This window comes from Ruegeria sp. C11, from assembly GCF_056537725.1.
Genome location: NZ_JBQFSB010000015.1, coordinates 1 through 24213 on the forward strand (window position 1 = coordinate 1; position 24213 = coordinate 24213).

Here is a 24213-nt window from a genome sequence, read left to right on the forward strand (position 1 = left end):
CGAGATCTTTATTCTCGGCAAACCTCACAAGGCCAAAATCCTCGAAAAACCGCCGTTCGACCCAAAAGGCCAAAGATTGCGCGACGTTAAGACATCAGTTCTGGAAGGTGCAAAATGACCGGAACTTTCGAGCGCGTGGCTGACTTTGCCCTGAAGCGCAGGGCGGATGAAATGCCGGAAAGCGCGCGCGAGGCGGCTGCGCTGATGATGCTGGACACCCTCGGCATTCTGATCGCCTCCGGCCCGATGGAGGCTGGGGTGATTGCTCGCGATACCGCCGCACTGCTTTATGCCAGCACCGACCCCGCCTATGGCGCGCGGATGATGTTTGACGGGCGCCAGGTCAGCATGGCGGGTGCGGCTTATGCTGCCGCAACCCAGACAGACAATCTGGACGGGCATGATGGGTACAACCCGACCAAGGGGCATATCGGGGTGGTTGTGATACCGGCCCTTGCCGCACTGGCAGAACATCACCCCGATTTGTCCGGTCCTGATGCGCTGGCCGCAGTGATTGCCGGATACGAAATCGCGGGGCGGGCCGGTTTGGCCCTGCACGCCACGGTAAGCGATTACCACACATCAGGTGCTTGGAATGCGCTTGGCGTTGTTGCAATGGCCTCGCGTCTGCGCGGTCATTCACAGGAACAGATGCGGCAGGCCTTGGGGATCGCGGAATACCACGGCCCACGCAGCCAGATGATGCGTGAAATTGCCAACCCCACCATGCTGCATGACGGGTCTGGCTGGGGCGCGATGGTGGGTATGTCCGCCGCCATTCTCGCCGAACGCGGCTTTACCGGAGCACCGGCAATCACCATCGAAGAGGACCGAGCCGCGCCGTTCTGGCAAGATTTGGGACAGTTCTGGCAGATGGAGCATCAATACGTAAAACCCTATCCCATCTGTCGTTGGGCCCATGCCGCGATCGATGGGACCCGCGCGATCATGCTGGATAACAACCTAAGCCATGGTCAGGTGCAAAACGTCCGGGTCAGTAGTTTTCACCAGGCCGCGTGCCTGTACCCGGGCATGCCCGGAACGACCTCGCAAGCGCAATATTCGTTGCCCTTCGCTGTTGCCGTCCAGATGGTTTATGGCCGTATTGGTGTCGAAAATATCTCCGGCGCTGGGTTGACCGACTCTACTGTTGCGCAAGTGATCAAGCGGATCGAGGTCGGTGAAAGTGACAAACACAATGCGCGGTTCCCACAGGGACGATGGGCGGACGTTGAGATCACAACAACGGATGGCCGTGTATTAGAGTCTGGTGACACACACGCCCGCGGCGGTCCCGAGGCGCCTTTAAGCCAGAGCGAAGTCGTAGAAAAATACATGGAGTTCGCCGCCCCCGCCATAGGAGAACAGCGTGCATCCGCTATTCGCGACGCCGTATTCGGCCTTACAAAGGTGGACAGCGCATTTTCCGATCTGGCCGGGTTGTTTTATGACGCGCCCAGCGCCTGAAGGTTACAAAAACTCCGGATAGGGGACGAAAAAAAACCCTTGGAAGTTGCTGCATTCATGCCGCATGGCCAACCGTCAGAAAACAGACAGCGACGCGATTGAGCGCCTTGATCAGGTCACATCAGGAAAGGGCGTCAAGCATGTTTGCAATGACCTCTCTGGTCTGGCTGCTGTCCCGGAGGATATTTGTGGAACTCGACAACGGGGTTTCGGGTTGCCACTCTACGGTATTGGACAGATCGTCGGTCATTGCAGTGATCGATCCGTATTTGCCGACATTCTTCCGCTCTGTATCGGGCACTGCCCCGGCAAGCCACCAATAACGCTCTGCATCTTCCGATGCACCCAGAACGTCCAGCAACTCGGCCGCCGCAGCAAAATCTCCCGCTTGCGCCAAGGCTCTCGCACGCAGGTGCAGGGAAGAATCGGATTCGTTTTCAGCAATTTCAAGCAAAGCCTGATGCGGCCTGCCTGACAACAATGCCGCCTTGGCCCGAATCTCTGCCCGGGCCGCACGCATGGCCCTGTCCTGTGGTCGGTCTGAAAACGCAATCGCCCTTGCGGCGAATCCCAGAGAGACAAGGCGATCTGAGATTGCCGTGGCGGTTTCAACTGACAACGTATTCAGATCAACGCTGGTCATGTTGATCCCGTAGCGCAGAAAAGCGACGTCATCCGACCGTTCCGCCAATAGCATCATTGTTTGATCATGCGTCTTATCCCACGCTGGCGCAGGCACATCCGGGCGAATTTTGCCAAGCTGCAATACGGCCTCATCAAATTCTTGATGTAGCGCCAGTGCCAGTACATGGCTCATTCTGACCGCAGGGCCGATTTCCGAGCGTCGGAATTGCAGGGCATATGCAGAGATCAGATCAAGCTCGGTCGCGGAAACCGCACCGCGTTCTGTCAGCCGTTTTTTGATCAACCTGACCATTGCAAGTGGGGCCTCGATCTCTGCTGCAGGTTCTGCGATGACTTCCTGCAGGAACGTTTCTTCCTGTGCCGGGTTGCCTTCGATGGCGGCAATACTTGCCTTGGCCAACCCGTATTCCGGTTCATTGTCGTCCTCGATCCGATCGACAGAGCGCAAAATCCGCCTCGCCGCTTCAGGATTGTTTGCACCAAGCAGAATATCCGACAAGACACTTCCGTAATGGCGTCGCAGATGATCCGGCAGCCGCGCGAACGCTCTTTCGATTTTGCCGCTGTCGATGCCTTTTTTAAGACTCCGGTCGGTCAATACGGCCCAAAGCGCGGCATCCCCAACGCATCCCTGCAGGCCAGAGAAAGGATTGTCGCGCTGTTGAGGGCTATTTTCCGCAGCCTGTGCGATTGCCTGAATACGCGCGACGTCACTGGTCGGATTATCAATCAGCGAAACAAGTTGACCCGCCTCGAAGCCAAAGCCGAAATAGGCATATAGCTTTGCAAGCCTGATGGCGTTGTCTTCGTTCAGCCGATCGAATTCCTGATATAAACCGCCGCGCAAATTCGCCACCTGATCGGAAAACGGCCCCTCGCCCACCCAGCTTTCAAAGTTGAGTTCGTGATTGGTAATGCAATCCGGTTCAGACCCTAATAAGGGAATTTCTATATCTGGGCGTCCAGATCTTTCATCAAAGACTGAGCTGATCGACATATTGAAAGGCACGGGATCGATCAAAAGGTTCGGGGCTGGTTCGAGCGGTGACGTACGTCTTGGCCCGACTGCGGCAAGCTTGAGATCTATGGCCTGCCTGTCGGCCCCCTGCAGAAACCGGGACATCAATCGATGTTCAATACGTTGTTCCGAAAGCTCATGCAGGGGAGGCAAGATATCCTGTCCGGGTATCCATTCGATCTGGTCCGTATCTAAGTTAGGGGTCGGGGTTTGTCCCGGGTCGGACTGGGCATGCTCGGGTAATTCGGTGATCTCGGGTTCGCCGGATAATATGTCGACCACGATCATCGTGTCGTCGTGAAGAAAAGCCCGGGCTACGCACGCACAGCCAAATTCCATTTCCAGACCACCACCGGGCCGTTCTTGGCCGAGCGACAACAGCCGCCCGTCCGACAGACGCTGGAAAACGCCCTGGGTTGCAAATGTTACGTTCGTTATGTTCACGGATAAGGTCGCACCCTGTGCGTGGGTAGCAAGCGACCAACCGGTTCCATCGGGCACCCTTATTACAAGGCGAGTAAACGACCCGTGCTCACCCGACCGGACGGTGAGTTCCTTGGCCGCCAATGGCCCAACAACCGAAACCCACACGACAAACGCAAGCAATACCCGGATCATGCTGCCGCCTGCTTCAACCCCTTGAGCGCATCCTCAAGTTCGGAGAATTTGGGCCGATTGTGGGACGGGGTGTTCTGGCGACCAACCTCGATGCACATGGCAGGGTTGTGATTGTGAAGGTTGGCAACCAAGACCTCTTTGATCAGTTGATAGAAGTGGCTGTCCTCTTCAACGACAGCCTTCAACTTGCCTGCGAACGGCCCCACCAATCCGTAGGCCAGAAAGACGCCCAGAAATGTTCCCACCAACGCGCCGCCGATCAACTTACCCAGAATCTCGGGCGGCTGATCTATAGAGCCCATCGTTTTGATGACCCCCAAAACCGCCGCAACAATCCCCAGCGCAGGCAAACCGTCCGCCATTGTTTGCAGCGCATGACTGGAATGCATGGCGTGATGGAAATTGGCCTCCATGCGCTTTTCAAGCACTTCCTCGACCTGATGCGGGTCATCATAGTTCATCGAGGCTGATCGCATCGTGTCACAAATCAGATCAACCACCTCCCGGTCAGATTGAATTCTGGGATAGTCGGAAAACAGGCTGGAATTCTCAGGGTCTTCGATATGCTGCTCTACCTCGACCGGGTTGGCGCGGGCGATCCGGATCAGGGAAAACAGCAGACACAGCAGATCCCGATAGTCGTCAGGCTTCCATTTCGGGCCTTTGAAAACTTTTCCAACGTCTTTGAGCGTATGTTTGATACCGCCTATGTCGTTGCTGATCAAAAAGGCGCCGACAGCAGCGCCGCCGATCATCATAATCTCGTACGGCAGAGATTTCATAATGATGGTCATCTTGCCACCGGCAGCCAAATATCCGCCGAAAACCATGGCGAAGATGACGACAATCCCGACAATACCGATCATGTTCTCTCTCCAGCGAAATGTATGTTCGTGTTCCCGGTCATGCTAGTTTCTGGGGGCCGAGGCATTACGCCCGGCAAGCACGACACTGATGGTGTAAGCCGCCTGCGGGCTGAGCCCGGCCATGACGCCAGCCGCCGCGTCGGGCGGCATGCGGGCAAGAAACCCGGCGGCGAAAACCGGATCCATTTCCTCGAAAAGGGCAGCGGCGTCCTTGGGCTTCATGTTCTGATAGACATCCGTCAGACGGGCCAGATCGTCTTCGGCCGCCTCGTCTGCCAGTGCGAGTGTCGCGCGCAGCGACTCTTCGGCGTGTTTCAGGGCGGCGAGCCGGGTTTCAATGGCCTTGTCCGCGATTTGCAGTGCTTTTTCACGGTCCTGAAACTTCACTTCACGCCGTTTCAGCGCATCTTCACGGCGCAACAACTCCTGCAACAGAACCTGCATATCCTCGGCAGGTGTTTTCATCCGGGCGGGGTTGGCCTTGTTTTCGGGCTTCGCCTCCAACTCGCGGGCAAGCGCCGGGCCAGCCTCCAATCCCAGACGAATTACGGCAGAGCCGATCATCAGAACGGATATCAGGAACAGAACGCTGCCTCGCAGCCTTGACTCATCTCTGGACGGGCGTTTCCGGATCATTGGTTTGCCTCGACCTGCTCGCGCTCATGTCGAAAAAACATCAACCCGCCCGGAGTGGCCCGAGGATGAGAGCCCGCGAACGATTCACTGTTATTCTCTGGGCCCGGTTTCTCCGTTTCAGGGTCTAAGGAGGGTGTTTCATGGGGATCATCCGAAATCACGTCATGCATCGACGCCATCATCAGTTCTAGCCGTTGGGCGACTGATTCTCCTCGTTTTGTCAGCCCCTCCAGCGCCTCCCCCGACCGGTCCGCTGCGGTCCGGGCCGACTCCAGAGATTTCCTGAGCTCTTCGACCTGAGACGACAAAACAGCCACCGCACCGCCGACACCCTGTTCCAGATTGGTGAACCGTTTCAGGCGCCGCGCCAGAACAAAGCAGTATAGGCCCGCCCCAAAAGCGCCCGCTGCAAGAAGAATATCCGCGATCAGCTCCACCTTCGCCTCCTAGTTCAATACAAATTCCATCACCAGCACATCGCGCACGCGGCCTTCGCCCATGACGATGTTGATCCGCCGCAGCAGGTGGCCGCGCATCCGCGCCAGTGCCAGCGGGTCTTGCAGGTCCGAAACCTCGATAGCCCTCAGGTATCCGTTGAGCACATCCATGATTCGGGGCCGCATCTTTTCGACATCGGCGGCGTATTCGGGGTTTGCCTCCAGCTGGGCGTGAAACTTGAGATGTCTTGAATTGCCCGCGTTCAGGGACACGATCACCGGAGGCAGATCCACGAACACGACATCAGGCAGACTCTTCGCCCCGGATTTCTCGATGCCCTCGCTACCCTTGGCCTCCTGCGCCCCGGCGCCCCACCCAATGGGCAAAAAGCCCGCATTGGTTAGGGCGAATCCACCCGCTGCCCCGACCACGGCCAGCACCACGCCTATGATCAGCCCTTTTATTCCCGGTTTTCCGGTTGGAGCAGCCTCATCAGCTGTCGCGTCTGTCATGGCACCCTCATCTGTCTGTTCGGGTCAGTCATAACCCCGCAGGAACTAACCGATTGTTAAGGGCAATCGTTCAAACAGAGGACGCGCCGCACAGAATGTCGGCGGGACGGAGGTGAACGTGCAGCAGATCGGAACGGTCTGGACCGGTTTGAACAGACGCAAACAGATCATCGTTGTGGCAGCGGTGATTGTTGTCTTTCTGAGTGTTCTGGCCATGTCGCGGCTTGCGGTCAGGCCCTCGATGACCCTGCTCTATTCCGGTCTGGACAGCGGTGCGGCCGGTGACGTCGTGGGTGCGCTCGACCAGCGCGGCATTCGGTATGAAGTGCGCGGGGGGGCTATCTACGTTCCTGATTCGCAACGGGATGAATTGCGACTGACGCTGGCCAGCGAAGGATTGCCCGCAAATGGCAGCGGTGGCTATGAGCTGCTCGAATCGCTCAATGGTTTCGGCACCACTTCGCAAATGTTCGATGCCGCCTATTGGCGAGCGAAAGAAGGTGAACTGGCACGCACGATCGTCGGCAGCCCCCATGTCAGCCAGGCGCGGGTTCACATCGCGACCGGGTCGAACAACCCGTTCCGGCGCGAGGTTGAGCCGACGGCGTCGGTCTATCTCGTGGCGTCCGGCGCGCAGGTTACTCCGGCGCAGGCCAAGGCCGTCCGTTTTCTGGTCGCCTCTGCCGTCAGCGGACTGACTCCGGAAAACGTCGCGGTGATCGATTCCGGTGGCAATGTAATCGGATTGCAGGAAATCGCATCCTCGGCAGATGCTGCCAATGACCGGGCGCAGCAGATCCGCGAACGGGTGATGCGCCTGATCGAGGCGCGCGTCGGCCCCGGCAACGCAGTGGTCGAGGTGAGCGTGGATACGGTGACCGAAACCGAGTCGATTCGCGAGCGGCGCATAGACCCAAACGGTCGTGTCGCGATCAGTACCGATGTCGAGGAAAGTTCGGACAATTCCAGAAACCGCTCGCAGGAAGTCACCGTGGCGTCGAACCTGCCGGACGGCGATGGGGTAGGTGGCGGTGAATCCAACTCGACCACCAGTCAGACCCGCGAGCGTGTGAACTATGAGGTGTCTGAGACCGAGTTGGAAGTCCACCGCGCACCCGGTGCCATCAAGCGGCTGACCGTGGCCGTTCTGGTGGGGGGGACGCGGGTCATTGACCCTTCCGGGACCGAGATATTCGAGCCTATGCCACAGCAGGAGCTTGACGCATTGGGCGAACTGGTGGCCTCCGCTGTTGGGTTCGATGCCGAACGGGGGGATAAGATAACCCTGAAATCACTTGATCTCCCCGCGTTCGAGCCACAAGGAACCCTGGCTGCCGCTTCGATCTGGCAAAAGGTGCATCTTGACGCGATGTCTTTGATCCAGATGGCAGTGTTGGCTGTTGTCTCGTTGCTTTTGGGGCTGTTCGTCATCCGTCCGATCCTGACCGGGGTGCCCGGATCGCCGCCTCTACTGGCATCCGGTACGGAGGACGGAGGCCGGGATGCCGACAGGTTGGCACTGACCGGTGAAATCTCTGACGACACCTCTGCCGAGGTTGCTTCCCTGCCATCCGCCACCGACGACCGACCTGCTGTGCCAGCGCTTGCCGGGAACCGGAGTGACGATGCTGTTGACCGGCTGAGGAGCATGATTGGCGACAAGCAGGAAGAGACCGTCGAAATTCTGCGCAGCTGGCTTGAAGAAAGCGAAGAGAGAGCCTGATGCCCATTTCCCACTTGCTCGAGGACTTTTCGGCACAGGCCAATACCGATGCCGTGCATTTGCTGGCGGATGAGGCGCTTGAAGAATTGCGGTTGGAGGCATTCGAGCGTGGATACGGCGCCGGGTGGGAAGACGCCGCTGCCACGCAGGAAAAAAACCGTGCCGTCTTTACCGAGGAACTGTCGAAATCCATCGCGGACGCCTCTTTCACCTATCATGAATCCCTGGCGCGTATGTCCCGATCTCTGGAACCGATGTTTCAGAGTCTAATTCGGGCCGTTTTGCCCGAGACGCTGGAGCGTGGCCTTGTTCAGCGCATATCGGATCAATTGTGTGACATGGCCCGCGAACAGGTGGCGCAGCCGGTTTCCCTGTGTGTGCCCGTCGGTTTTGCGGACGAGATCCGGCCGCTGCTGGCGCACGATCTGCCCATGCCGTTCACAGTGACCGAAAGTGAGGCGCTGTCGTGGGGGCAGGCGCGATTGCAGGTTGGCATAGCCGAACGCGAGGTGGACTGCTCGGCCCTTCTGGCGTCAATCGGGCAAGCGTTTGACGCATATATTTTCGAAGCAAAAAAGGCGTTGGCAAATGAATGATACAGTGAACCGGAAAATGGAAAAACCCGGCCCCTTCGACGCGGTCCCGATCGAGGTCACGGTGTCCGTGGGCCGCGCTCGACCGCTGATCCGCGATCTTCTGAATCTGGGGGAAAACGCGGTTTTGCCCTTGGACAAGCGGATCGAAGACCCGGTGGACCTCTATGTCGGTGATCAGCTTGTCGCGCGCGGTCTTCTGGAAGAGCTTGGGGGCGACCAGCCCGGACAACTTGCCGTGCGGTTGACCGAAATCTCGGATTTGCAAAACGGAATCGGGTGATGCGAACCCTTTTCTGGGTGGCGGTGCTGCTGTTTATGCCCTCCGTTGCCTTCGCGCAGGATATGACGCTTTCACTGGGCGAGGGCGGGTCGCTGTCGGCCAGAACGATTCAGCTAATCCTGCTGATCACCGTTTTGAGTCTGGCGCCCGGCTTGGCGATCATGATCACCTGTTTTCCCTTTTTAGTGACTGTTCTTGCCATTTTGCGACAGGGGATCGGGTTGCAGCAGTCGCCGCCAAACATGCTGATCGTCAGCCTGGCGCTGTTTCTGACCTATTTCATTATGGAACCTGTTTTTTCCGAAGCCTGGACGTCGGGCATCAGGCCCCTGATGGATGAAACGCTGGAGATTGAGCCGGCGCTGGAACGCGCCATGGTCCCGTTCCGGGCCTTCATGGCGGCGCGTCTTGATCCCGATACCTTTTATTCGATGGCGGCCCTGCGTCCCGGAGGCGAAGCCATGGAGCTGTCTCCGGAAGCTCCGTTTTCGGTTCTGGTGCCGTCTTTCATGTTGTCGGAAATCGCGCGCGCCTTTCAGATCGGTTTTCTGATCTTTCTGCCGTTTCTGATCATCGACCTTGTGGTGGCCGCCGTTCTGATGTCGATGGGGATGATGATGGTGCCACCGGCCACGGTTTCACTACCGTTCAAGCTGGCCTTTTTCGTCATAGCGGACGGATGGGCGCTGATCGCCGGCGCGCTGGTGCGCAGCTATGTGCCGTGATGCGCCGCAACTCTCATCGCGGCGCAGCAGGGTCGAGGACTTAAAGCGCGGAAAAACCCGCATCCAATGCCGCCAGAATGTCCCGCACATCGGTTTCCGTCAGAACCAGCGGAGGCGACATGATCAGGTTTGGCCCGGATACGCGAACCATCACGCCGTCCTGATAGGCCACATCCTGTACTTTGGCGGGGATCGGTTTGTCGATCGGGGTCTTGGTGGCCCGGTCGCTCACCATTTCGATGGCGGTCATCAACCCATGCCCGCCGCGCACGTCACCGATGATGTCATGCTTGTCCATCAGCGCCTTGCACCCCTCAAACAGTTGCGCCCCGCGCGCAGCCGCATTTTCGACCACGTTCAGACGCTCCGTTTCGGCCAGACAGGCCAATGCCGCCGCAGCGCCGACCGGGTGGCCTGAATAGGTATAACCATGGCCGATGGCGGCACCGGTGTTGCCTTCGAAGGCCTCGATCATCCGGTCGCCGATCATCACCGCACCGAATGGGAAATAGCCGTTGGTGATGGCCTTGGCCGTACACATCATATCCGGCTGAACACCCCAAAGACGCGCGCCCGACCATGCGCCGGTGCGGCCATAGGCGGTGATGACCTCATCCGAGATCAGCAGAATGCCGTGTCTGTCACAGATCTCGCGCACCATCGGCATAAAGCTCTCATGCGGAGGGATGACGCCGCCCGCACCCAGAATCGGCTCCATGATGAAGGCCGCGATGGTGGACGCCCCCTGAAACGCAATTTCATCCTCAAGCGCGGCGGCACATAACTTTGCCAGCTTTGCCGGAGCGGTTTCGTTGAACGGATTGCGATAGGTGTAAGGCGCGGGAATATGATAGCAGCCCGGCATCAGCGGTTCATAGGCCGTTCGGAAATTCGCGTTTCCGTTCACACTGGCCCCGCCGAAATGGGTGCCATGATACCCTTTCTTCAGGCTCATGAACTTGACGCGCCCGGGCTCGCCCCTCAGTTTGTGATACTGCCGCGCAAGCCGCAGCGAGGTTTCCACGCTGTCCGACCCGCCCGAGGTGAAAAAGGCCCGGCTCAGCCCGTCAGGTGCAAAGAACCGCGCCAGTTCATAGGAAAGCTCGATCACCGCGTCATTCGACGTGCCCCGGAAGGTCGAGTAATAGGGCAATTGGTCCAGTTGTCCGGAAATCGCCTGCTTCACCGGATCGCAGGAATAGCCCAGATTGACGTTCCACAGCCCGCCAACAGCATCGATGGCCTCGTGCCCGTCGATGTCGCGGATGCGAACACCCTGACCGCCGGTGATGATCTTGGGCGGGTTCACCCGGCTGTCTTCCGGAGACGTCATCGGATGCCACAGGTGGCGCGCGTTGTTTTCCCTTAGAAAGTTTGAATCCTTCATGGCGCAGGTTCCTTGATGGGTAATGAGGCGAGGGTTTCGGTCCACAAGGCATCCACTGCCGCGGGAACGATGCCGCCCCAGTTTCTGGTGATTTGGCGGCCAGCTTTGATCAGGCTGGCGCGATTGATGGCTTCCTGTTCCGGCGTCATGCGGGTCGAGACGCTGGCCACCGCAACTGCTCCGGCCAGCAGACCGGTCTGATCGAAAACCGGGACGGCCATGCCGTGAACCCCGGCTTCGTACCCGCTGCTGGATACGCTGATCCCAGTTTCCCGCGCTTCGGCGACAGAACGGTCCAGATCCTCGGCGGTCGTGGGCGTGAAGTCGGTGAACCGGCTCATATCGGCAAGTGCCGCCTTGCGTAGTTCGGCTCCACCGTAGGCAAGTGCCGTGATCCCCGATGCGGTGGCATGAAGCGGCAGGATGGTTACGTCGATCACCACGCGGGTGCTGTGCTTTACCGATTCGTGCACGGCCAGAGAATGCAGCGTTGTGCCGGACAGAACCGAGGCATGGGCACTTTCGCCGGTCCGCTCTGCCAGCTCTACCAGCGGTTGCAGCACGCCGTCCTTTCGCGGCACGGTGGCCTCGCGCAGCTCAGCCAGACGCAGAACTGCCGGGCCGATCCGATAGGCCTTGTTGGTGGGGTTTTTCTCAACCAATCCAACGGATTCAAGAGCCGTCAGGTAACGATAGGTCGTGGCCTTGTCATGGCGCGACAGGCGGCGGAATTCGGACAGTCCGATTTCGGGGCGCAGAGGGGAAAAGTGGCCCAGCAGCCCGATTGCCTTTTCAATTACCGACATCGCCTTTTGTCGCCCTCCATGTGGTTCTTTCAAAAAAGATTGACAGAAGAAACTTCACAACGCAATATATTTTTCGAACCATCGGTTTAAATAATGAACCACTTAGGGAGGAAGGCATGAAGAAACTGGGATTCGCATTGGGTTCCGCCGCGCTGGCGGCAATGGCAATGGCCACGGGGGCGGCCGCTGAATATCCGGAAAAACCGGTCGAGTTCGTGGTTCCGTGGCCGCCGGGCGATCTTGAGGATGTCCTGACCCGGATGATCGCCGAGGATTTTCAGGCCAAATATGGTGTGGCCGCAGCCGTAGTGAACAAACCCGGCGGCGGTGGTGGCCCCTTCCCGGGCGCGGTCGAAGTCGCGAATGCCCCGGCTGATGGTTACACCGTCGGGTCGTTCATCATCGCTGTTCCGACAGTCGGTCCTCAGATCGGTATTCCCGAGCTGAACCCGGACCCGTTCGAGCCTTTGGGGAACTTCCTGACCTATCCATTTGTCATCGCTACATCGGGCGACGCACCCTATGACGACATGGCCGGTTTGGCCGAATACGCCAAGGAAAATGATGTAGCTTTGGGTCACTTTGGTGCGCCGCTTGTGCCAACCCGTGTCACGCTCGCGCTGGCCGAGGAAATGGGATTCAACTATGCCTCTGACGCGCCGTTTGACGCGCTGGACTGCAATACGCTGGCATCGGGTGATGTGGACGTGATCAATACCACTCTGCAGCTGATCTTGCCCTGTCTGGACGACGTCAAAGTGCTGGCCTCGATCGGGGCCGAGCGGATTTCACTAACGCCGGATGCGCCCACTGTGGCCGAACTGGCCCCGGACCTGAATGTCTCGCTATGGAATGGTCTGTTCGTGCACAAGGACACCCCGCAGGAGGCGCGCGACAAGATCATCGAAGTGGCGAAAGAAACGGTTCTGTCGGATCGCGCACAGCAGATCGCGGCCGAGACAGGGGCGCTGATCTATTGGCAGGATGCCGATGCGGTCAAAACCCAGATCAGCAACGATATCGAAACTCTGGGTCATATCGGCGAGATGCTGGGTAACTGATCCGTGATATCTGCCCGGGCGCCCGGTACGGGCGCCCCTTTCCATTTGCCGAAAGGCCATCTGACATGTCACGCGTCAAGACATTACAGGCTCTGTTCAAGCGATACAGGCGTCCGGGCGACATCGTGTTCGCCTGGGTCTTTCTGGCCTTTGCCCTGTTCCTGCTGTTTCACCTGACCTCGCAGACCCAGTTCAAGCCGGGCGGCAAGTTCTTTGCCCAGCCACGCTTTTGGCCAGCGGTTGCCTTGTTCGGCATGGCCGTCTTTGCGGCGCTGCACCTGATTGGTTCTGCCCTGTCGGAACGGATCGAAGGGCGCTGGCAAGAGGTCTGGTTATGGATCAGGTCGGTGGAATACGCAGGCTGGTTTATCGCCTATGCCGCTGTGGTTCCGATTATCGGCTATCTGCCTGCCACGGTTCTGGCTGCATTGCTGCTGACGGTCCGGGCCGGTTACGGCAATCGTATGATACTCACCGCGGCATTCGTGTCGGCCACTACCATTGTCGTGCTGTTCAAAAGCTTTCTGCAGGTCAAACTGCCCGCCGGGCAGGTCTATGAATACCTGCCCGATGGTATGCGGCAGATCATGCTGACCTATTTCTGACGGGGACCTGTCATGGAAAACCTTCTTGCCGGTGTCGAACTGCTTGCCCGTTGGGATGTGGGTCTGGCCCTGCTGATCGGCTCTGTTGGTGGTGTGATCATCGGTGCCATTCCCGGCGTCGGCCCCGCAGTCGCCATCGCCATCCTGCTGCCCGCCACCTTTTCGCTGGAACCCATTGTGGGCCTGACCATGCTGTTGGGCATCTATGGCTCGTCCATGTATGGCGGGGCGCTACCGGCGGTTCTGATCAACACGCCAGGCACAGCAGTCAATGCACTGACCTCGTATGACGGCTATCCCATGACCAAAAAGGGTCAGGCGCTCAGGGCGGTTTCGCTTGCCTATTTCGCGTCCTTCTGGGGCGGATTGTTCGGCATTATCTGCCTGATCCTGCTGTCACCGGTTCTGGCCATAATCGCGCCGATGTTCGGCAGCCGAGAGATTTTTCTGGCCGCCTTGCTTGGGATCATCCTCGTCATCCTTGCCCACCGGGGCCAGATACTTGCCGCCGGGATGCTGGCGATGTTTGGCATCTTCCTGCAGACCATCGGGCTGGATGCCGTCACCTATTCCAAGCGCTTTACCTTCGACATGACCTGGCTCAGTTCGGGTGTGAACCTGATCGTGGTTGTTCTGGGCCTCTTCGCGCTCAGCCAGGCATTCATGCTGCTGACCAGCCCGGATGAAAGGCCGCATCCGCAGCCGGTCAAGGGCCGTCCCATTCTCGGGCTAAGGGAGTTGTTCCGTCACAAACGCGTCGCCACCGCCGCGTCCGGGTTTGGCGTGATGATGGGCATGATCCCCGGCGTCGGTGAATTCACCGCGCAATTCATGAGCTATACCTATGCGCAGCGCACCTCGAATGACCCTGATCAGTTCGGCAAAGGCTCGCCCGAGGGTCTGATCGCCTCTGAGGCCGCGAACAACGCGGTACCTGCCGCCGCCATGGTTCCCCTGCTGGCGCTGGGCATACCGGGCGAGGCTCTGACCGCGATGATGTTGTCGGTTTTCTATGTTCACAACGTCATTCCCGGTCCGCAACTGTTCCAGAACAACATTGATCTGGTCTATGCGCTCTACGTTGCGCTGATCGTTCTGAATGTCATCGTGATTGCGTTCCTGATGGTGTCGACCAACCTGCTGACCCGGATCATCCAGATCCCGACGCGTTTTCTGGGCGTGTTGATCCTGATCCTGTCTTTTGTCGGGGTCTACTCTCTGCGGAACTCGCTGACCGATTGCATGATGGCCGCCGGGTTCGGGGTGCTGGGTCTGATCCTCAAACGCCTGAACCTGCCCATCGTGCCGATCATTCTTGGCATGGTTCTGGGTGGCATCATGGAGGTCAAGCTGCGTTCGGCCATGGCGCGCGTGAAGACCCCGTTCGACATGATCGACCGCCCGCTGGCATTCATCATCTTTCTCACCATCCTGCTGGTCATCGCCCTGCACATTCGCACCCTGATCAAGGAACACCGCGCGCGCGAGCCCGAGGCCGATCACGACCTGCACGACACCCAACAAAGGTAATCCCGATGGATCAGCAACGCATTGATCTCCTCCGCTCCGAACCCGTCGCGGCGCAGCAGCATCTGATTGACGGGGCAAGCGCGCCCGCATCGGATGGCGACGTGCTGAAGGTTCTGTCGCCGATCGACGGTCAGCCTCTGACCACGATCGCGCGCGGCACCGCCGCTGATGTGGACCGCGCCGTCGCGGCAGCGCGCGATGCGTTCGCGGACCGGCGCTGGGCGGGTCAACCGCCTGCCGCCCGCAAAAAGGTCCTTCTGAAATGGGCCGAACTGATCGAAGCCGAGGCGCTGTCCCTCGCCGTGCTTGGTGTTCGCGACAACGGGACCGAGATCAACATGGCCTTGAAGGCCGAGCCCCACTCGGCAGCGGGTACCTTGCGCTATTATGCCGAAGCCATCGACAAGGTGTATGGCGAAATCGCCCCGACCGCTTCGGATGTTCTGGGCCTTGTGCACAAGGAACCCGTCGGCGTGGTCGGTGCCATCCTGCCATGGAATTTCCCGCTGATGATCGGGGCGTGGAAGCTGGGTCCGGCGCTGGCTGCGGGTAATTCGGTGGTGCTGAAGCCTGCTGAAACCGCCTCGCTTTCCCTGATCCGCATGGCCGAACTGGCGCTTGAGGCAGGCTTGCCGCCCGGTGTTCTGAACGTCGTGACCGGCGAAGGCGCGGTGGTGGGCGAGGCGATGGGCCTTTCCATGGGAATTGACGTACTTGTTTTTACCGGCTCCGGTCCCGTGGGGCGCAAGCTGCTGGAATATTCAGCACGATCCAATCTGAAAAGGGTCTATCTGGAACTGGGGGGCAAGTCGCCCAACATCGTTTTTGCCGATGCGCCCGATCTGAATGAGGCGGCAAAAGTTGCCGCCATGGGCATCTTTCGCAATTCCGGTCAGGTCTGCGTGGCTGGCTCGCGCCTGCTGGTCGAACGTTCCATTCACGACGATTTTGTTGCGGCTGTCAGCAAACATGCTGAGGCCCTGCGCGTCGGTGACCCCCTGCATCTGAGCAGCGACATCGGCGCGGTCAACTCTGACCGCCAGCTTGCCCAGAACCTGCAATTCGTTGAAACCGCCGTTGCCGAGGGCGGCATCCTCACCACCGGTGGCACCCGCATTCTGTCGGAAACCGGTGGATATTATATGTCCCCGACAGTCGTCACCAATGTCGAGGTCAACGCAACGCTGGCGCAGAAAGAGGTGTTCGGGCCGGTTCTGGCCGTCACCCCCTTTGCCGATGAAGACGAGGCGATCCGGATTGCCAACAGCACCGATTACGGGCTGGCGGGGGGTGTCTGGACATCCAGCCTGTCGCGCGCGCACCGGATGATCCGCGCGGTAAAAACCGGGGTGGTTCACGTCAACACCTATGGCGGCGCGGACGGTACTGTGCCTCTGGGCGGGGTCGGTCAGTCCGGCAACGGACATGACAAATCCCTGCACGCGTTGGATAAATACCTCGACCTGAAAACCGCCTGGATCAAACTGTAACCGCCAATCCCTAAGTCGGAGCATGACATGGACAAGACAATTCTGGTGATCGGCACCTATGACACCAAGGATGACGAGCTGAACTTTCTGGCCGATGCGATCCGGGGGCAGGGCGGCAACGTTTTGACCATGGATGTTAGCGTGCTGGGTGATCCGACCGCACCGACGGACTATTCCAAACATGACGTGGCCGAGGCGGGCGGCAGCTCGATTCAGGCGGCCATCGATAGTGGCGACGAAAACCACGCCATGCAGATCATGGCGCAGGGGGCCGCCCAACTGACCACGCGCCTCTATGGCGAAGGCCGTTTTGACGGCATGATTGTTCTGGGCGGCACCATGGGCACCGATCTGGCGCTGGATGTCTGTTCGGCGCTGCCCCTAGGCGTGCCGAAATACATCGTCTCAACCGTGTCGTTCTCGCCCCTCATCCCGTCGGATCGGCTGGCTGCGGATGTGCAGATGATCCTCTGGGCTGGTGGGCTTTATGGTCTGAATTCGGTCTGCAAGGCTTCGCTCAGCCAAGCTGCCGGGGCCGTTCTGGGCGCCGCGCGTGCCGTACAGCCGCCAGACCGGAGCAGACCGCTGATCGGGATGACATCGCTGGGCAAATCGGCGTTGAAATACATGGTCTCGCTCAAGCCCGCGCTTGAAGAGCGCGGGTTCGAAGTTGCGGTCTTTCACGCAACGGGCATGGGCGGGCGGGCCTTTGAAAGTCTGGCATCGCAAGGGGCCTTTGCCTGCGTGTTCGATTTCTGTACGCAGGAACTGGGCAATCACATTCATGGCTCGAACATCTCTGCCGGACCCGACCGCCTGACAAATGCGGGGCGGCAAGGCACGCCGCAGCTGGTTGCGCCGGGGTGCTATGACCTTGTGGATATCGTCGGCTGGCAGGCGGTGCCGCCAAATTGGGACAACCATCTTCAGCACGCGCACAATCGCCTGCTGACTTCGATCGTTCTGGATCAGGAAGAACGCAAGGCCGTGGCCCGCGCCCATTGCGAACAGCTGGCGCAGGCCACCGGTCCAACGGCCCTGCTGTTGCCCAAAGGCGGCTGCGGAGAGTGGGACCGCCCCGGCGCAGACCTGCACGACCAGCAAGGGCTGTCGGCCTTCATGGATGAAGTCACGGTAAACTGCCCGGGCAATGTCACGCTTGTCGAACTTGACGCCCATATCAACGACGCGGAATTCGCGGAAAAGGCGCTGGAAATCTTTGACCGCTGGCGGGCCGAAGGCATCATTGCCGCGTGATGTGAAGGCAGGCGCGCAGACCCTGCTGGCCTGCCTCGAATGTCAGTGACCCGCCATGCTGTTCGGCCACGGTGGCGGCGATGGTCAGACCCAGCCCGAACCCGTTCGATGATCCGGTATTCGATCCCCGGCGAAACGGGGCCATCAGCGACTCTATATCCGCAACGGACAGATCGGCGCCCTTGTCCTCGATGATGATCGTGGCGGTGCGGGCGTCTGTCTCCAGCTCGACCTCGGCATGCCGTCCGTATTTCAGCGCGTTGTCGATCAGGTTGGTTAGCGCACGCTTCAGAGAGATCGGCCGCGCCGTGACAAGAACCCGCCGCGTTTCCGGCAAAGCCCCGTGCCCTCGCCGGGACATGAAGACCGAAGGCGCGCCCTCGACAGCCACGGGCGCGGCCTGTTTCAATGTCACCGGCCGCCCGGTATCCTGATAATCCGCGACCAGAGACTCGACCAGAGAGGCCAACGAAATCTGACGCGGCTCCTCGACACTCAACTCCGAGCGGGTGTATGTCAGGACGCTTTCGATCATGCCGGTCATCTGGTCCACGTCCGCCTCAAGCTTTTCGCGCAGCTCGTCATCGGAAATCAGCGCCGCACGCAGGCGGACCCGTGTTGCCGGGGTGCCCAGATCGTGACTGACCCCCGACAGCACGATGGCGCGTTTCTCCAATTGCTCGCGCTCGGCTTCGAGATGGGCGTTCACCGCTTCGACGATATCACGCAGCTCGGACGGGCCGTCCGCGTCATAGCTTTCCGGCCCGCCACTGCGTCGGCGGCCCCGCAAAGTCCGGGCAAACTGCGAAAACGTGTCCGTCACGTTCACCACCGATGACAGGATGACCGCCAGCCCGACAGCCGCCAGCAAGATCGCCGGAACACGCATATCGGTGGGCGCGGCCTGACACCCCCAGATCCCCCGCCCGTCGATCTGCTGCCATGTTCCGCGTCCGAACCGTGCGATCAGGATCGGCTCGCTGCAATAGGTGGCCAGCAATCGGGTCAGGTTTCCCATCTTTTCCGGCGCCGTCTGATCCGTCCCCGAGGTGATGCCGGAAACCGGGTAAACCAGCTGATCCGACATCACCGCCAGATGCAGCACCCGGCTGCTGAGTGGCGCGGAACTGTCCGTCAGAATGGACAGGTGCGTCACAAAGCTGAGGTTCGTCAGGTCGGGAAGTTGCTCGAACTCACCCGCCTCTGCCAGCGTGGCGGCCTCGGTGGAAAGCGGTGATATCCGCAGCGGGGCAGGTGGTGTATTGCCGGTGCGCAACGCTTCATACACGGCAAATCCCGCCACATAAGATCGCGTCAGATAGCTTTCCCACGCGCGCGCCGAGGCGAACCACAGCCAGGCCGCGGCCAAGCCGACAGCAAAGCCGGTCAGGGTCCAGAGCCACCCAAGGCTTCGTAACCGTAAGCCGCGCGCGATCATTCGTCCTGTTCCACGGAAACATCCGCGGCAAAGATATAACCGACACCGCGTTCGGTACGCAGCAGTTGCGGTTCCTTCGGGTTGGCCTCGATCTTTGATCGCAACCGCCCCACCAGCATGTCGATCGCCCGACCCTGCGCATCGCCCTTGTCGCCTTCACCCGTCACGTCCAGAGCGGCGGCAATCTCGTCGCGCGTCAGGGGAATGTGGGGGTTGGCCAGCAGAACTTTCAGCAACGCGGTTTCGCGCTGTGACAGGGCGACCAGATATCCCTCGGGCGAATGCACCTCGTCCCGTTTGCCATCATACATCCATCCAGCAAACCGGAAGGTCCGGGTCCGGCGGCGATAGGCCAGCGATGACGAGCGGCGCGCACGTTGCAGGACCGCCCGTACCCGTGCCAGCAGCAACTGGGGATTGAAGGGCTTGGCGATATAATCATCGGCCCCGACCTCGTATCCGGCCATGCGCTGATGATCCGCGGACAGGGCTGACACAAAGATGATCGGCACATCCTGTTCGCGCCGCAGCCGTGCGCAGATTTCGACGCCGTTCTCATCGCCCAGCATGACGTCCAGCAGGATCAGATCTATGCGTCCGGATTTGAGATGTGTCTGCACTTCCGCTTCAGACGCGGCGGGCAGGGCAGCGAACCCGTTCTGCTGAAAGAACTGGGTCAGCATCGAACGCATGTCAGGATCGTCATCGACAACCAGCAGCCGTGGAATGGACACTTGCCTTGCCTCCCCAATTCCATTCTGCCGCCGATGCTTTGTAACGAACGGCAACAAATTCAAGGTCAACGTAACACGCTGTAACAAAAGCGGTGAAAATTTCCATCCCTGCCCGCGCAGACCGGATTTTCCGCGTTGTCAGACAGGTTTCTTGGTCCAGAATGGCGGGCATCGCTGCGCCATAGCAGCCTTTGTTGTATTTGGGAGGATACCAAAAATGAAACGCTTTGCGTTTGCCACCGTTTCCACGATGGCCGTTGCGTCAGCCGCCTTTGCCGAGCCGCAGGCCGAGGTTCTGCACTGGTGGACCTCGGGCGGCGAGGCCAAATCAGTCGCCGTACTGCAGGAAGAGTTCGCCTCGAACGGCGGTACATGGACAGACATGCCGGTTGCCGGTGGTGGCGGCGATGCGGCCATGACCGCTCTGCGAGCCCGCGTCCTTGCCGGAAACGCACCGACTGCAGTTCAGCTGAAAGGCCCCGCCATTCAGGAATGGTACGAAGAGGGCGTTCTGGCCGACATCTCGAACGTGGCCGAGGCCGAAGGCTGGGCCGATGTTCTGCCCGCTTCGATCGCGGGTCATATGAAATGCGAAGGCACGTGGTGCGCAGCACCGGTGAATGTGCACCGCGTGGATTGGATCTGGGCCAATGCGGACGTACTGGCCGCCAACGACATCGAAATGCCGACCACATGGGAAGAGTTCAACGCCGCAGCTGAAAAACTGCAGGCCGCTGGTGTGATCCCGCTGGCCCATGGCGGTCAGGCATGGCAGGACGCCACCGTGTTCGAAACCGTTGTGCTGGGCATTGGCGGGCCGGAGTTCTTCCAGAAAGCGTTGGTTGATCTGGACCCCGAGGCGCTGACTTCGGACACCATGGTTCAGGCATTCGATCAGATGCGCACCCTGCGTGGGTATGTTGACGAGAACTTCTCGGGCCGTGACTGGAACCTTGCCACCGCCATGGTGATGAACGGTGAGGCCGCATTCCAGATCATGGGCGACTGGGCCAAGGGTGAATTCCTGGCGGCTGGCAAGAAGCCCGGCGAAGATTTCCTGTGCGCCTCGACCCCCGGCGACGGCTATCTGTACAACGTCGACAGCTTTGCCATGTTCGAGGTTGAAGGCGACGATAAACGCTCGGGTCAGGAACTGCTCGCCAAGCTGATCGTGGCACCAAACTTCCAGAAGGTGTTCAACCTGAACAAAGGTTCAATCCCCGCGCGGACCGACGTGGCGCTGGATGACTTTGACGTCTGTGCCAACCTGTCGGCCGAAGACATGGGCTCGACCTCGGCTGGTGGTTCGCTGCTGCCGTCTTATGCCCATGGTATGGCGCTGCGCGGGTCGCAGGCCGGTGCGATCACCGACGTTGTGACCGCGCATTTCAACTCGGACATGTCCTCGGCTGACGCGGTTCAGCAACTGGCGGACGCGGTGGCAAACAGCTACTGATCCAACACGCTCTGCCCCCTATAATGCGGGGCAGAGCATCTTTCCCCGGAGGCTAAAATGTCCGAATGGCTGGAAAACCACCTGCCCAAGGTGGTGCTGGCACCGTCGTTCATCGCCGTATTGATCTTTGTCTACGGATTTATCGGATGGACCGCGTGGGTGTCGCTGACCCGATCGAAACTGCTGCCGAAATACGAGATCAAGGGCTTCATCCAATATGAACGCCTGTTCGACTCACCCCGCTGGGATACGGCGATCAACAACCTGTACATCTTTGGCGCGCTGTTCATTGTGATCGCGATGGTGCTGGGTTTGTTGCTGGCGATCCTGCTTGATCAGAAAATTCGCGTCGAAGGGGCCATTCGCACGATCTATCTGTACCCGATGGCACTGTCGATGATCGTGACTGGCACGGCTTGGAAGTGGATTCTGAATCCCGGTCTGGGTATCGAATCCATGGTGCAGGGCTGGGGCTTTCCCAATTTCGAATTCGACTGGTTGGTGAACCCCGACTACGCCATCTACACCATTGTAATTGCTGCGATCTGGCAAAGCTCGGGCTTTGTGATGGCGCTGTTTCTGGCCGGTTTGCGGTCGGTGGATGGTGAGATCATCAAGGCCGCGCAGGTCGATGGAATCCCCACGTGGCGCATCTATACGGCGATCATCATCCCCTCGATGGCCCCGATCTTCCTGTCCGCCTTCATCGTGCTGGCGCACCTCGCAATCAAAAGCTTTGACCTTGTCATAGCCCTGACGGGTGGCGGTCCGGGTTATGCGACCGATCTGCCGGCCACGTACATGTACGCCATGGCGTTTTCGCGCGGCGACATCGGTCAGGCGGCCTCATCCGCGATGATCATGATGCTGGTCGTCTTTGCCATCGTGGTTCCATATCTTTACTCAGAGCTGAGGGCGAAAAATGACTGATCTGTCGATGCCCCAAACCCGCACCCGCAGCCAAAGCGCCACCGGTAAGATTGCCCTGCGTTGGCTGCTCTATATCCTGCTGAGCCTGTTCGCGCTGTATTACCTGATGCCGCTTTTCGTGATGTTGACCACATCGCTGAAAAGCCTCGAGGAAATTCGCACCGGGTCCCTGATCTCGCTGCCGCGCGAAGTAAGCTTCGACGCCTGGAAAACTGCATGGTCCGGGGCTTGTACGGGCATCCAGTGCGAAGGTCTGCGGCCCTATTTCTGGAACTCGGTCCTGATTGCGGTTCCTGCGGTTGTTCTGTCGACCCTGTTGGGAGCGCTGAATGGTTATGTCGTGGCGCAGTGGCGGTTCAAAGGGGCCAATATCATCTTCTCGCTGATGCTGTTTGGCTGCTTCATCCCGTTTCAGGTCGTCTTGCTGCCGATGGCGCGCCTGTTGGGAATGATGGGGATCGCCGGGACCATTCCGGGCCTGATCTTCGTGCACGTGATCTATGGGCTGGGCTTCACGACGCTGTTTTTCCGCAACTACTATGTCACCATTCCGTCCGAACTGACAAAGGCGGCCCGTGTCGACGGGGCAGGCTTCCTGCGGATTTTCTGGTCGATATTCCTGCCGCTGTCACTGCCGATCATCGTGGTGACCGTGATCTGGCAGTTCACGCAGATCTGGAATGACTTCCTGTTCGGCGTGTCATTCAGCCAGGCGGGCACGCAGCCCGTGACCGTGGCGCTCAACAACATCGTTAACTCCACCACCGGCGTCAAAGAATACAACGTCGACATGGCCGCCGCGATTATCGCGGGGCTACCGACGCTGCTCGTCTATGTCGTTGCCGGTAAGTATTTCATCCGCGGCCTGACCGCTGGTTCTGTGAAGGGATAAGACCCATGGCTCCTATTCTCGACATCAACAAACTGTACAAGAATTACGGCCCTGTCGAAATTCTCAAGGACATAAACATCTCGATCGATCCGGGCGATTTTCTGGTGCTGGTCGGGCCTTCGGGCTGCGGTAAATCCACCCTGCTGAACTGCATCGCAGGGCTGGAGGAGATCACCGGCGGCACCCTGTCCATCGGCGGCAACGACATGACTCATGTCAGCCCAAAGGACCGCGACATCGCGATGGTGTTTCAGTCCTACGCGCTTTACCCGACGATGACCGTTGCCAAGAACATCACTTTCGGCATGAAGGTGCGCGGCGTCGATCAGGCCACGCAAGAGGCCAAACTGAAAGATGTGGCCTCGCTACTGCAGATCGAACCGTTGCTGAACCGCCGCCCAAGCCAGCTGTCGGGCGGACAGCGGCAGCGGGTTGCGATGGGCCGGGCGCTGGTCCGCGACCCCAAGCTGTTCCTCTTTGACGAGCCTTTGTCCAATCTCGACGCGAAACTGCGGGTCGAGATGCGGACCGAAATCAAGAAGCTGCACCAGACGCTGGATGCCTCGATCGTCTACGTGACCCATGACCAGATCGAAGCGATGACGCTGGCCACCAAGATCGTGGTGTTGAAAGGCGGCGTCGTGCAACAGATCGGCAGCCCGGCTGAAATCTACAACAACCCGGCCAACCTGTTTGTCGCCGATTTCATGGGCTCACCCGCGATGAACCTGATCCCAGCCAGGGCCGAGCGCAATGGCACCGGCACGCATATCTCGATCGCGCGCGGATCAGGTGCGCCGATCGTTCTGACGGACGCGCGAAATCCGGACCTGCCGCAGGACGTCATTCTGGGGCTGCGCCCGGAAGACATTGCCGAGGCAGGTTTTCGCGCAGGCGCAGGCGTGCAGGAGGCCGAGTGCCTTGTCGACATGGTCGAACCCGCCGGGGCCGACACCTATGTGGTCTCAGAGCTGGGCGGCAAACAGGTGACGGCACGGCTTCACGCTGAAACCAGTGCGCAGGCCGGTCAGATGCTGAACCTTGCATTCGACATGAGTAAGGTGTCCTATTTCGCAAAGGAAAGCGGCGAAAGGTTGAACTGA

23 protein-coding genes are annotated in these 24213 nt (G+C 59.5%); 14 read left to right on the plus strand and 9 right to left on the minus strand.

Going from position 1 to position 24213, the window contains the following annotated elements:
• Nucleotides 1-114: 114 nt before the first annotated feature.
• Nucleotides 115-1467 carry an MmgE/PrpD family protein gene (locus tag ACR0NA_RS20165; protein WP_480732113.1) on the plus strand — a complete coding sequence of 451 codons (1353 nt, stop codon included), beginning with the start codon at nucleotides 115-117 and terminating at the stop codon, nucleotides 1465-1467.
• Nucleotides 1468-1588: 121 nt separating this feature from the next.
• Here the strand turns inward: ACR0NA_RS20165 and ACR0NA_RS20170 are convergent, their stop codons facing one another.
• The 5 genes from ACR0NA_RS20170 to ACR0NA_RS20190 are packed head-to-tail and all read right to left on the minus strand — an operon-like array spanning nucleotide 1589 to nucleotide 6200.
• The gene (locus tag ACR0NA_RS20170; protein WP_480732115.1) at nucleotides 1589-3748 is read right to left on the minus strand and encodes a hypothetical protein; all 2160 of its coding nucleotides are present in this window, start codon (nucleotides 3746-3748) and stop codon (nucleotides 1589-1591) included.
• Nucleotides 3745-4614 (minus strand): flagellar motor stator protein MotA, encoded by an 870-nt coding sequence (motA, locus tag ACR0NA_RS20175; protein ID WP_480732117.1) that lies wholly within the window; start codon nucleotides 4612-4614, stop codon nucleotides 3745-3747. Before motA ends, ACR0NA_RS20170 begins: the two co-directional genes overlap by 4 nt.
• A gap of 42 nt (nucleotides 4615-4656) precedes the next feature.
• Nucleotides 4657-5250 (minus strand): MotE family protein, encoded by a 594-nt coding sequence (locus ACR0NA_RS20180; RefSeq protein WP_480732120.1) that lies wholly within the window; start codon nucleotides 5248-5250, stop codon nucleotides 4657-4659.
• A complete protein-coding gene (locus ACR0NA_RS20185; RefSeq protein WP_480732122.1) occupies nucleotides 5247-5687 on the minus strand; it encodes a hypothetical protein in 441 nt (146 codons plus the stop codon). Before ACR0NA_RS20185 ends, ACR0NA_RS20180 begins: the two co-directional genes overlap by 4 nt.
• Nucleotides 5688-5696: 9 nt before the next feature.
• Nucleotides 5697-6200: a flagellar basal body-associated FliL family protein gene (locus ACR0NA_RS20190; protein ID WP_480732124.1), complete on the minus strand. Its 504-nt coding sequence runs from the start codon at nucleotides 6198-6200 to the stop codon at nucleotides 5697-5699.
• Nucleotides 6201-6318: 118 nt separating this feature from the next.
• On the opposite strand from ACR0NA_RS20190, the gene fliF reads away from it, so the two are divergent.
• From fliF to fliP, 4 genes are read left to right on the plus strand one after another with little or no spacing between them, the layout of a single operon-like run.
• A complete protein-coding gene (fliF, locus tag ACR0NA_RS20195; RefSeq protein WP_480732126.1) occupies nucleotides 6319-7923 on the plus strand; it encodes a flagellar basal-body MS-ring/collar protein FliF in 1605 nt (534 codons plus the stop codon).
• Nucleotides 7923-8519: an ABC transporter ATP-binding protein gene (locus ACR0NA_RS20200; RefSeq protein WP_480732128.1), complete on the plus strand. Its 597-nt coding sequence runs from the start codon at nucleotides 7923-7925 to the stop codon at nucleotides 8517-8519. Before fliF ends, ACR0NA_RS20200 begins: the two co-directional genes overlap by 1 nt.
• Complete coding sequence (locus ACR0NA_RS20205) at nucleotides 8512-8799, plus strand: FliM/FliN family flagellar motor switch protein (RefSeq protein ID WP_480732131.1); 288 nt, start codon at nucleotides 8512-8514, stop codon at nucleotides 8797-8799. The genes ACR0NA_RS20200 and ACR0NA_RS20205 overlap by 8 nt, the downstream gene beginning before the upstream one ends.
• Nucleotides 8799-9524: a flagellar type III secretion system pore protein FliP gene (gene fliP / locus ACR0NA_RS20210; protein WP_480732271.1), complete on the plus strand. Its 726-nt coding sequence runs from the start codon at nucleotides 8799-8801 to the stop codon at nucleotides 9522-9524. The genes ACR0NA_RS20205 and fliP overlap by 1 nt, the downstream gene beginning before the upstream one ends.
• 40 nt (nucleotides 9525-9564) lie before the next feature.
• Here the strand turns inward: fliP and ACR0NA_RS20215 are convergent, their stop codons facing one another.
• Complete coding sequence (locus ACR0NA_RS20215; protein ID WP_480732133.1) at nucleotides 9565-10911, minus strand: aminotransferase class III-fold pyridoxal phosphate-dependent enzyme; 1347 nt, start codon at nucleotides 10909-10911, stop codon at nucleotides 9565-9567.
• Entirely contained in the window at nucleotides 10908-11717 is an 810-nt protein-coding gene (locus tag ACR0NA_RS20220) for an IclR family transcriptional regulator (protein WP_480732135.1), read from the minus strand. The genes ACR0NA_RS20215 and ACR0NA_RS20220 overlap by 4 nt, the downstream gene beginning before the upstream one ends.
• 116 nt (nucleotides 11718-11833) lie before the next feature.
• Here ACR0NA_RS20220 and ACR0NA_RS20225 point away from each other — a divergent pair, with 116 nt between their 5' ends.
• The 5 genes from ACR0NA_RS20225 to ACR0NA_RS20245 all read left to right on the plus strand — a co-directional run bounded on the left by ACR0NA_RS20225 (nucleotide 11834) and on the right by ACR0NA_RS20245 (nucleotide 17660).
• Complete coding sequence (locus ACR0NA_RS20225; protein WP_480732137.1) at nucleotides 11834-12778, plus strand: tripartite tricarboxylate transporter substrate binding protein; 945 nt, start codon at nucleotides 11834-11836, stop codon at nucleotides 12776-12778.
• Nucleotides 12779-12843: 65 nt separating this feature from the next.
• On the plus strand, nucleotides 12844-13383 hold the full coding sequence (locus ACR0NA_RS20230; RefSeq protein WP_480732139.1) for a tripartite tricarboxylate transporter TctB family protein: 540 nt from the start codon (nucleotides 12844-12846) through the stop codon (nucleotides 13381-13383).
• 12 nt (nucleotides 13384-13395) lie between these two features.
• The gene (locus ACR0NA_RS20235) at nucleotides 13396-14913 is read left to right on the plus strand and encodes a tripartite tricarboxylate transporter permease (RefSeq protein ID WP_480732141.1); all 1518 of its coding nucleotides are present in this window, start codon (nucleotides 13396-13398) and stop codon (nucleotides 14911-14913) included.
• A gap of 5 nt (nucleotides 14914-14918) precedes the next feature.
• Complete coding sequence (locus tag ACR0NA_RS20240) at nucleotides 14919-16403, plus strand: aldehyde dehydrogenase family protein (protein ID WP_480732143.1); 1485 nt, start codon at nucleotides 14919-14921, stop codon at nucleotides 16401-16403.
• A gap of 27 nt (nucleotides 16404-16430) precedes the next feature.
• Nucleotides 16431-17660 carry a Tm-1-like ATP-binding domain-containing protein gene (locus ACR0NA_RS20245; RefSeq protein WP_480732145.1) on the plus strand — a complete coding sequence of 410 codons (1230 nt, stop codon included), beginning with the start codon at nucleotides 16431-16433 and terminating at the stop codon, nucleotides 17658-17660.
• On the opposite strand, the gene ACR0NA_RS20250 is transcribed toward ACR0NA_RS20245, so the two are convergent.
• Together ACR0NA_RS20250 and ACR0NA_RS20255 are read right to left on the minus strand one after the other, a co-directional pair.
• Nucleotides 17647-19098 (minus strand): sensor histidine kinase, encoded by a 1452-nt coding sequence (locus tag ACR0NA_RS20250; protein WP_480732148.1) that lies wholly within the window; start codon nucleotides 19096-19098, stop codon nucleotides 17647-17649. The two genes, ACR0NA_RS20245 and ACR0NA_RS20250, sit on opposite strands and share 14 nt — an antisense overlap.
• The gene (locus ACR0NA_RS20255) at nucleotides 19095-19832 is read right to left on the minus strand and encodes a response regulator transcription factor (RefSeq protein ID WP_480732150.1); all 738 of its coding nucleotides are present in this window, start codon (nucleotides 19830-19832) and stop codon (nucleotides 19095-19097) included. The genes ACR0NA_RS20250 and ACR0NA_RS20255 overlap by 4 nt, the downstream gene beginning before the upstream one ends.
• A gap of 217 nt (nucleotides 19833-20049) precedes the next feature.
• Here ACR0NA_RS20255 and ACR0NA_RS20260 point away from each other — a divergent pair, with 217 nt between their 5' ends.
• From ACR0NA_RS20260 to ACR0NA_RS20275, 4 genes are read left to right on the plus strand one after another with little or no spacing between them, the layout of a single operon-like run.
• Complete coding sequence (locus tag ACR0NA_RS20260; protein WP_480732152.1) at nucleotides 20050-21288, plus strand: ABC transporter substrate-binding protein; 1239 nt, start codon at nucleotides 20050-20052, stop codon at nucleotides 21286-21288.
• Nucleotides 21289-21345: 57 nt separating this feature from the next.
• A complete protein-coding gene (locus ACR0NA_RS20265) occupies nucleotides 21346-22218 on the plus strand; it encodes a carbohydrate ABC transporter permease (protein WP_039543053.1) in 873 nt (290 codons plus the stop codon).
• Nucleotides 22211-23110 carry a carbohydrate ABC transporter permease gene (locus ACR0NA_RS20270; protein WP_480732154.1) on the plus strand — a complete coding sequence of 300 codons (900 nt, stop codon included), beginning with the start codon at nucleotides 22211-22213 and terminating at the stop codon, nucleotides 23108-23110. The genes ACR0NA_RS20265 and ACR0NA_RS20270 overlap by 8 nt, the downstream gene beginning before the upstream one ends.
• A 5-nt stretch (nucleotides 23111-23115) precedes the next feature.
• The gene (locus ACR0NA_RS20275) at nucleotides 23116-24213 is read left to right on the plus strand and encodes an ABC transporter ATP-binding protein (RefSeq protein ID WP_480732156.1); all 1098 of its coding nucleotides are present in this window, start codon (nucleotides 23116-23118) and stop codon (nucleotides 24211-24213) included.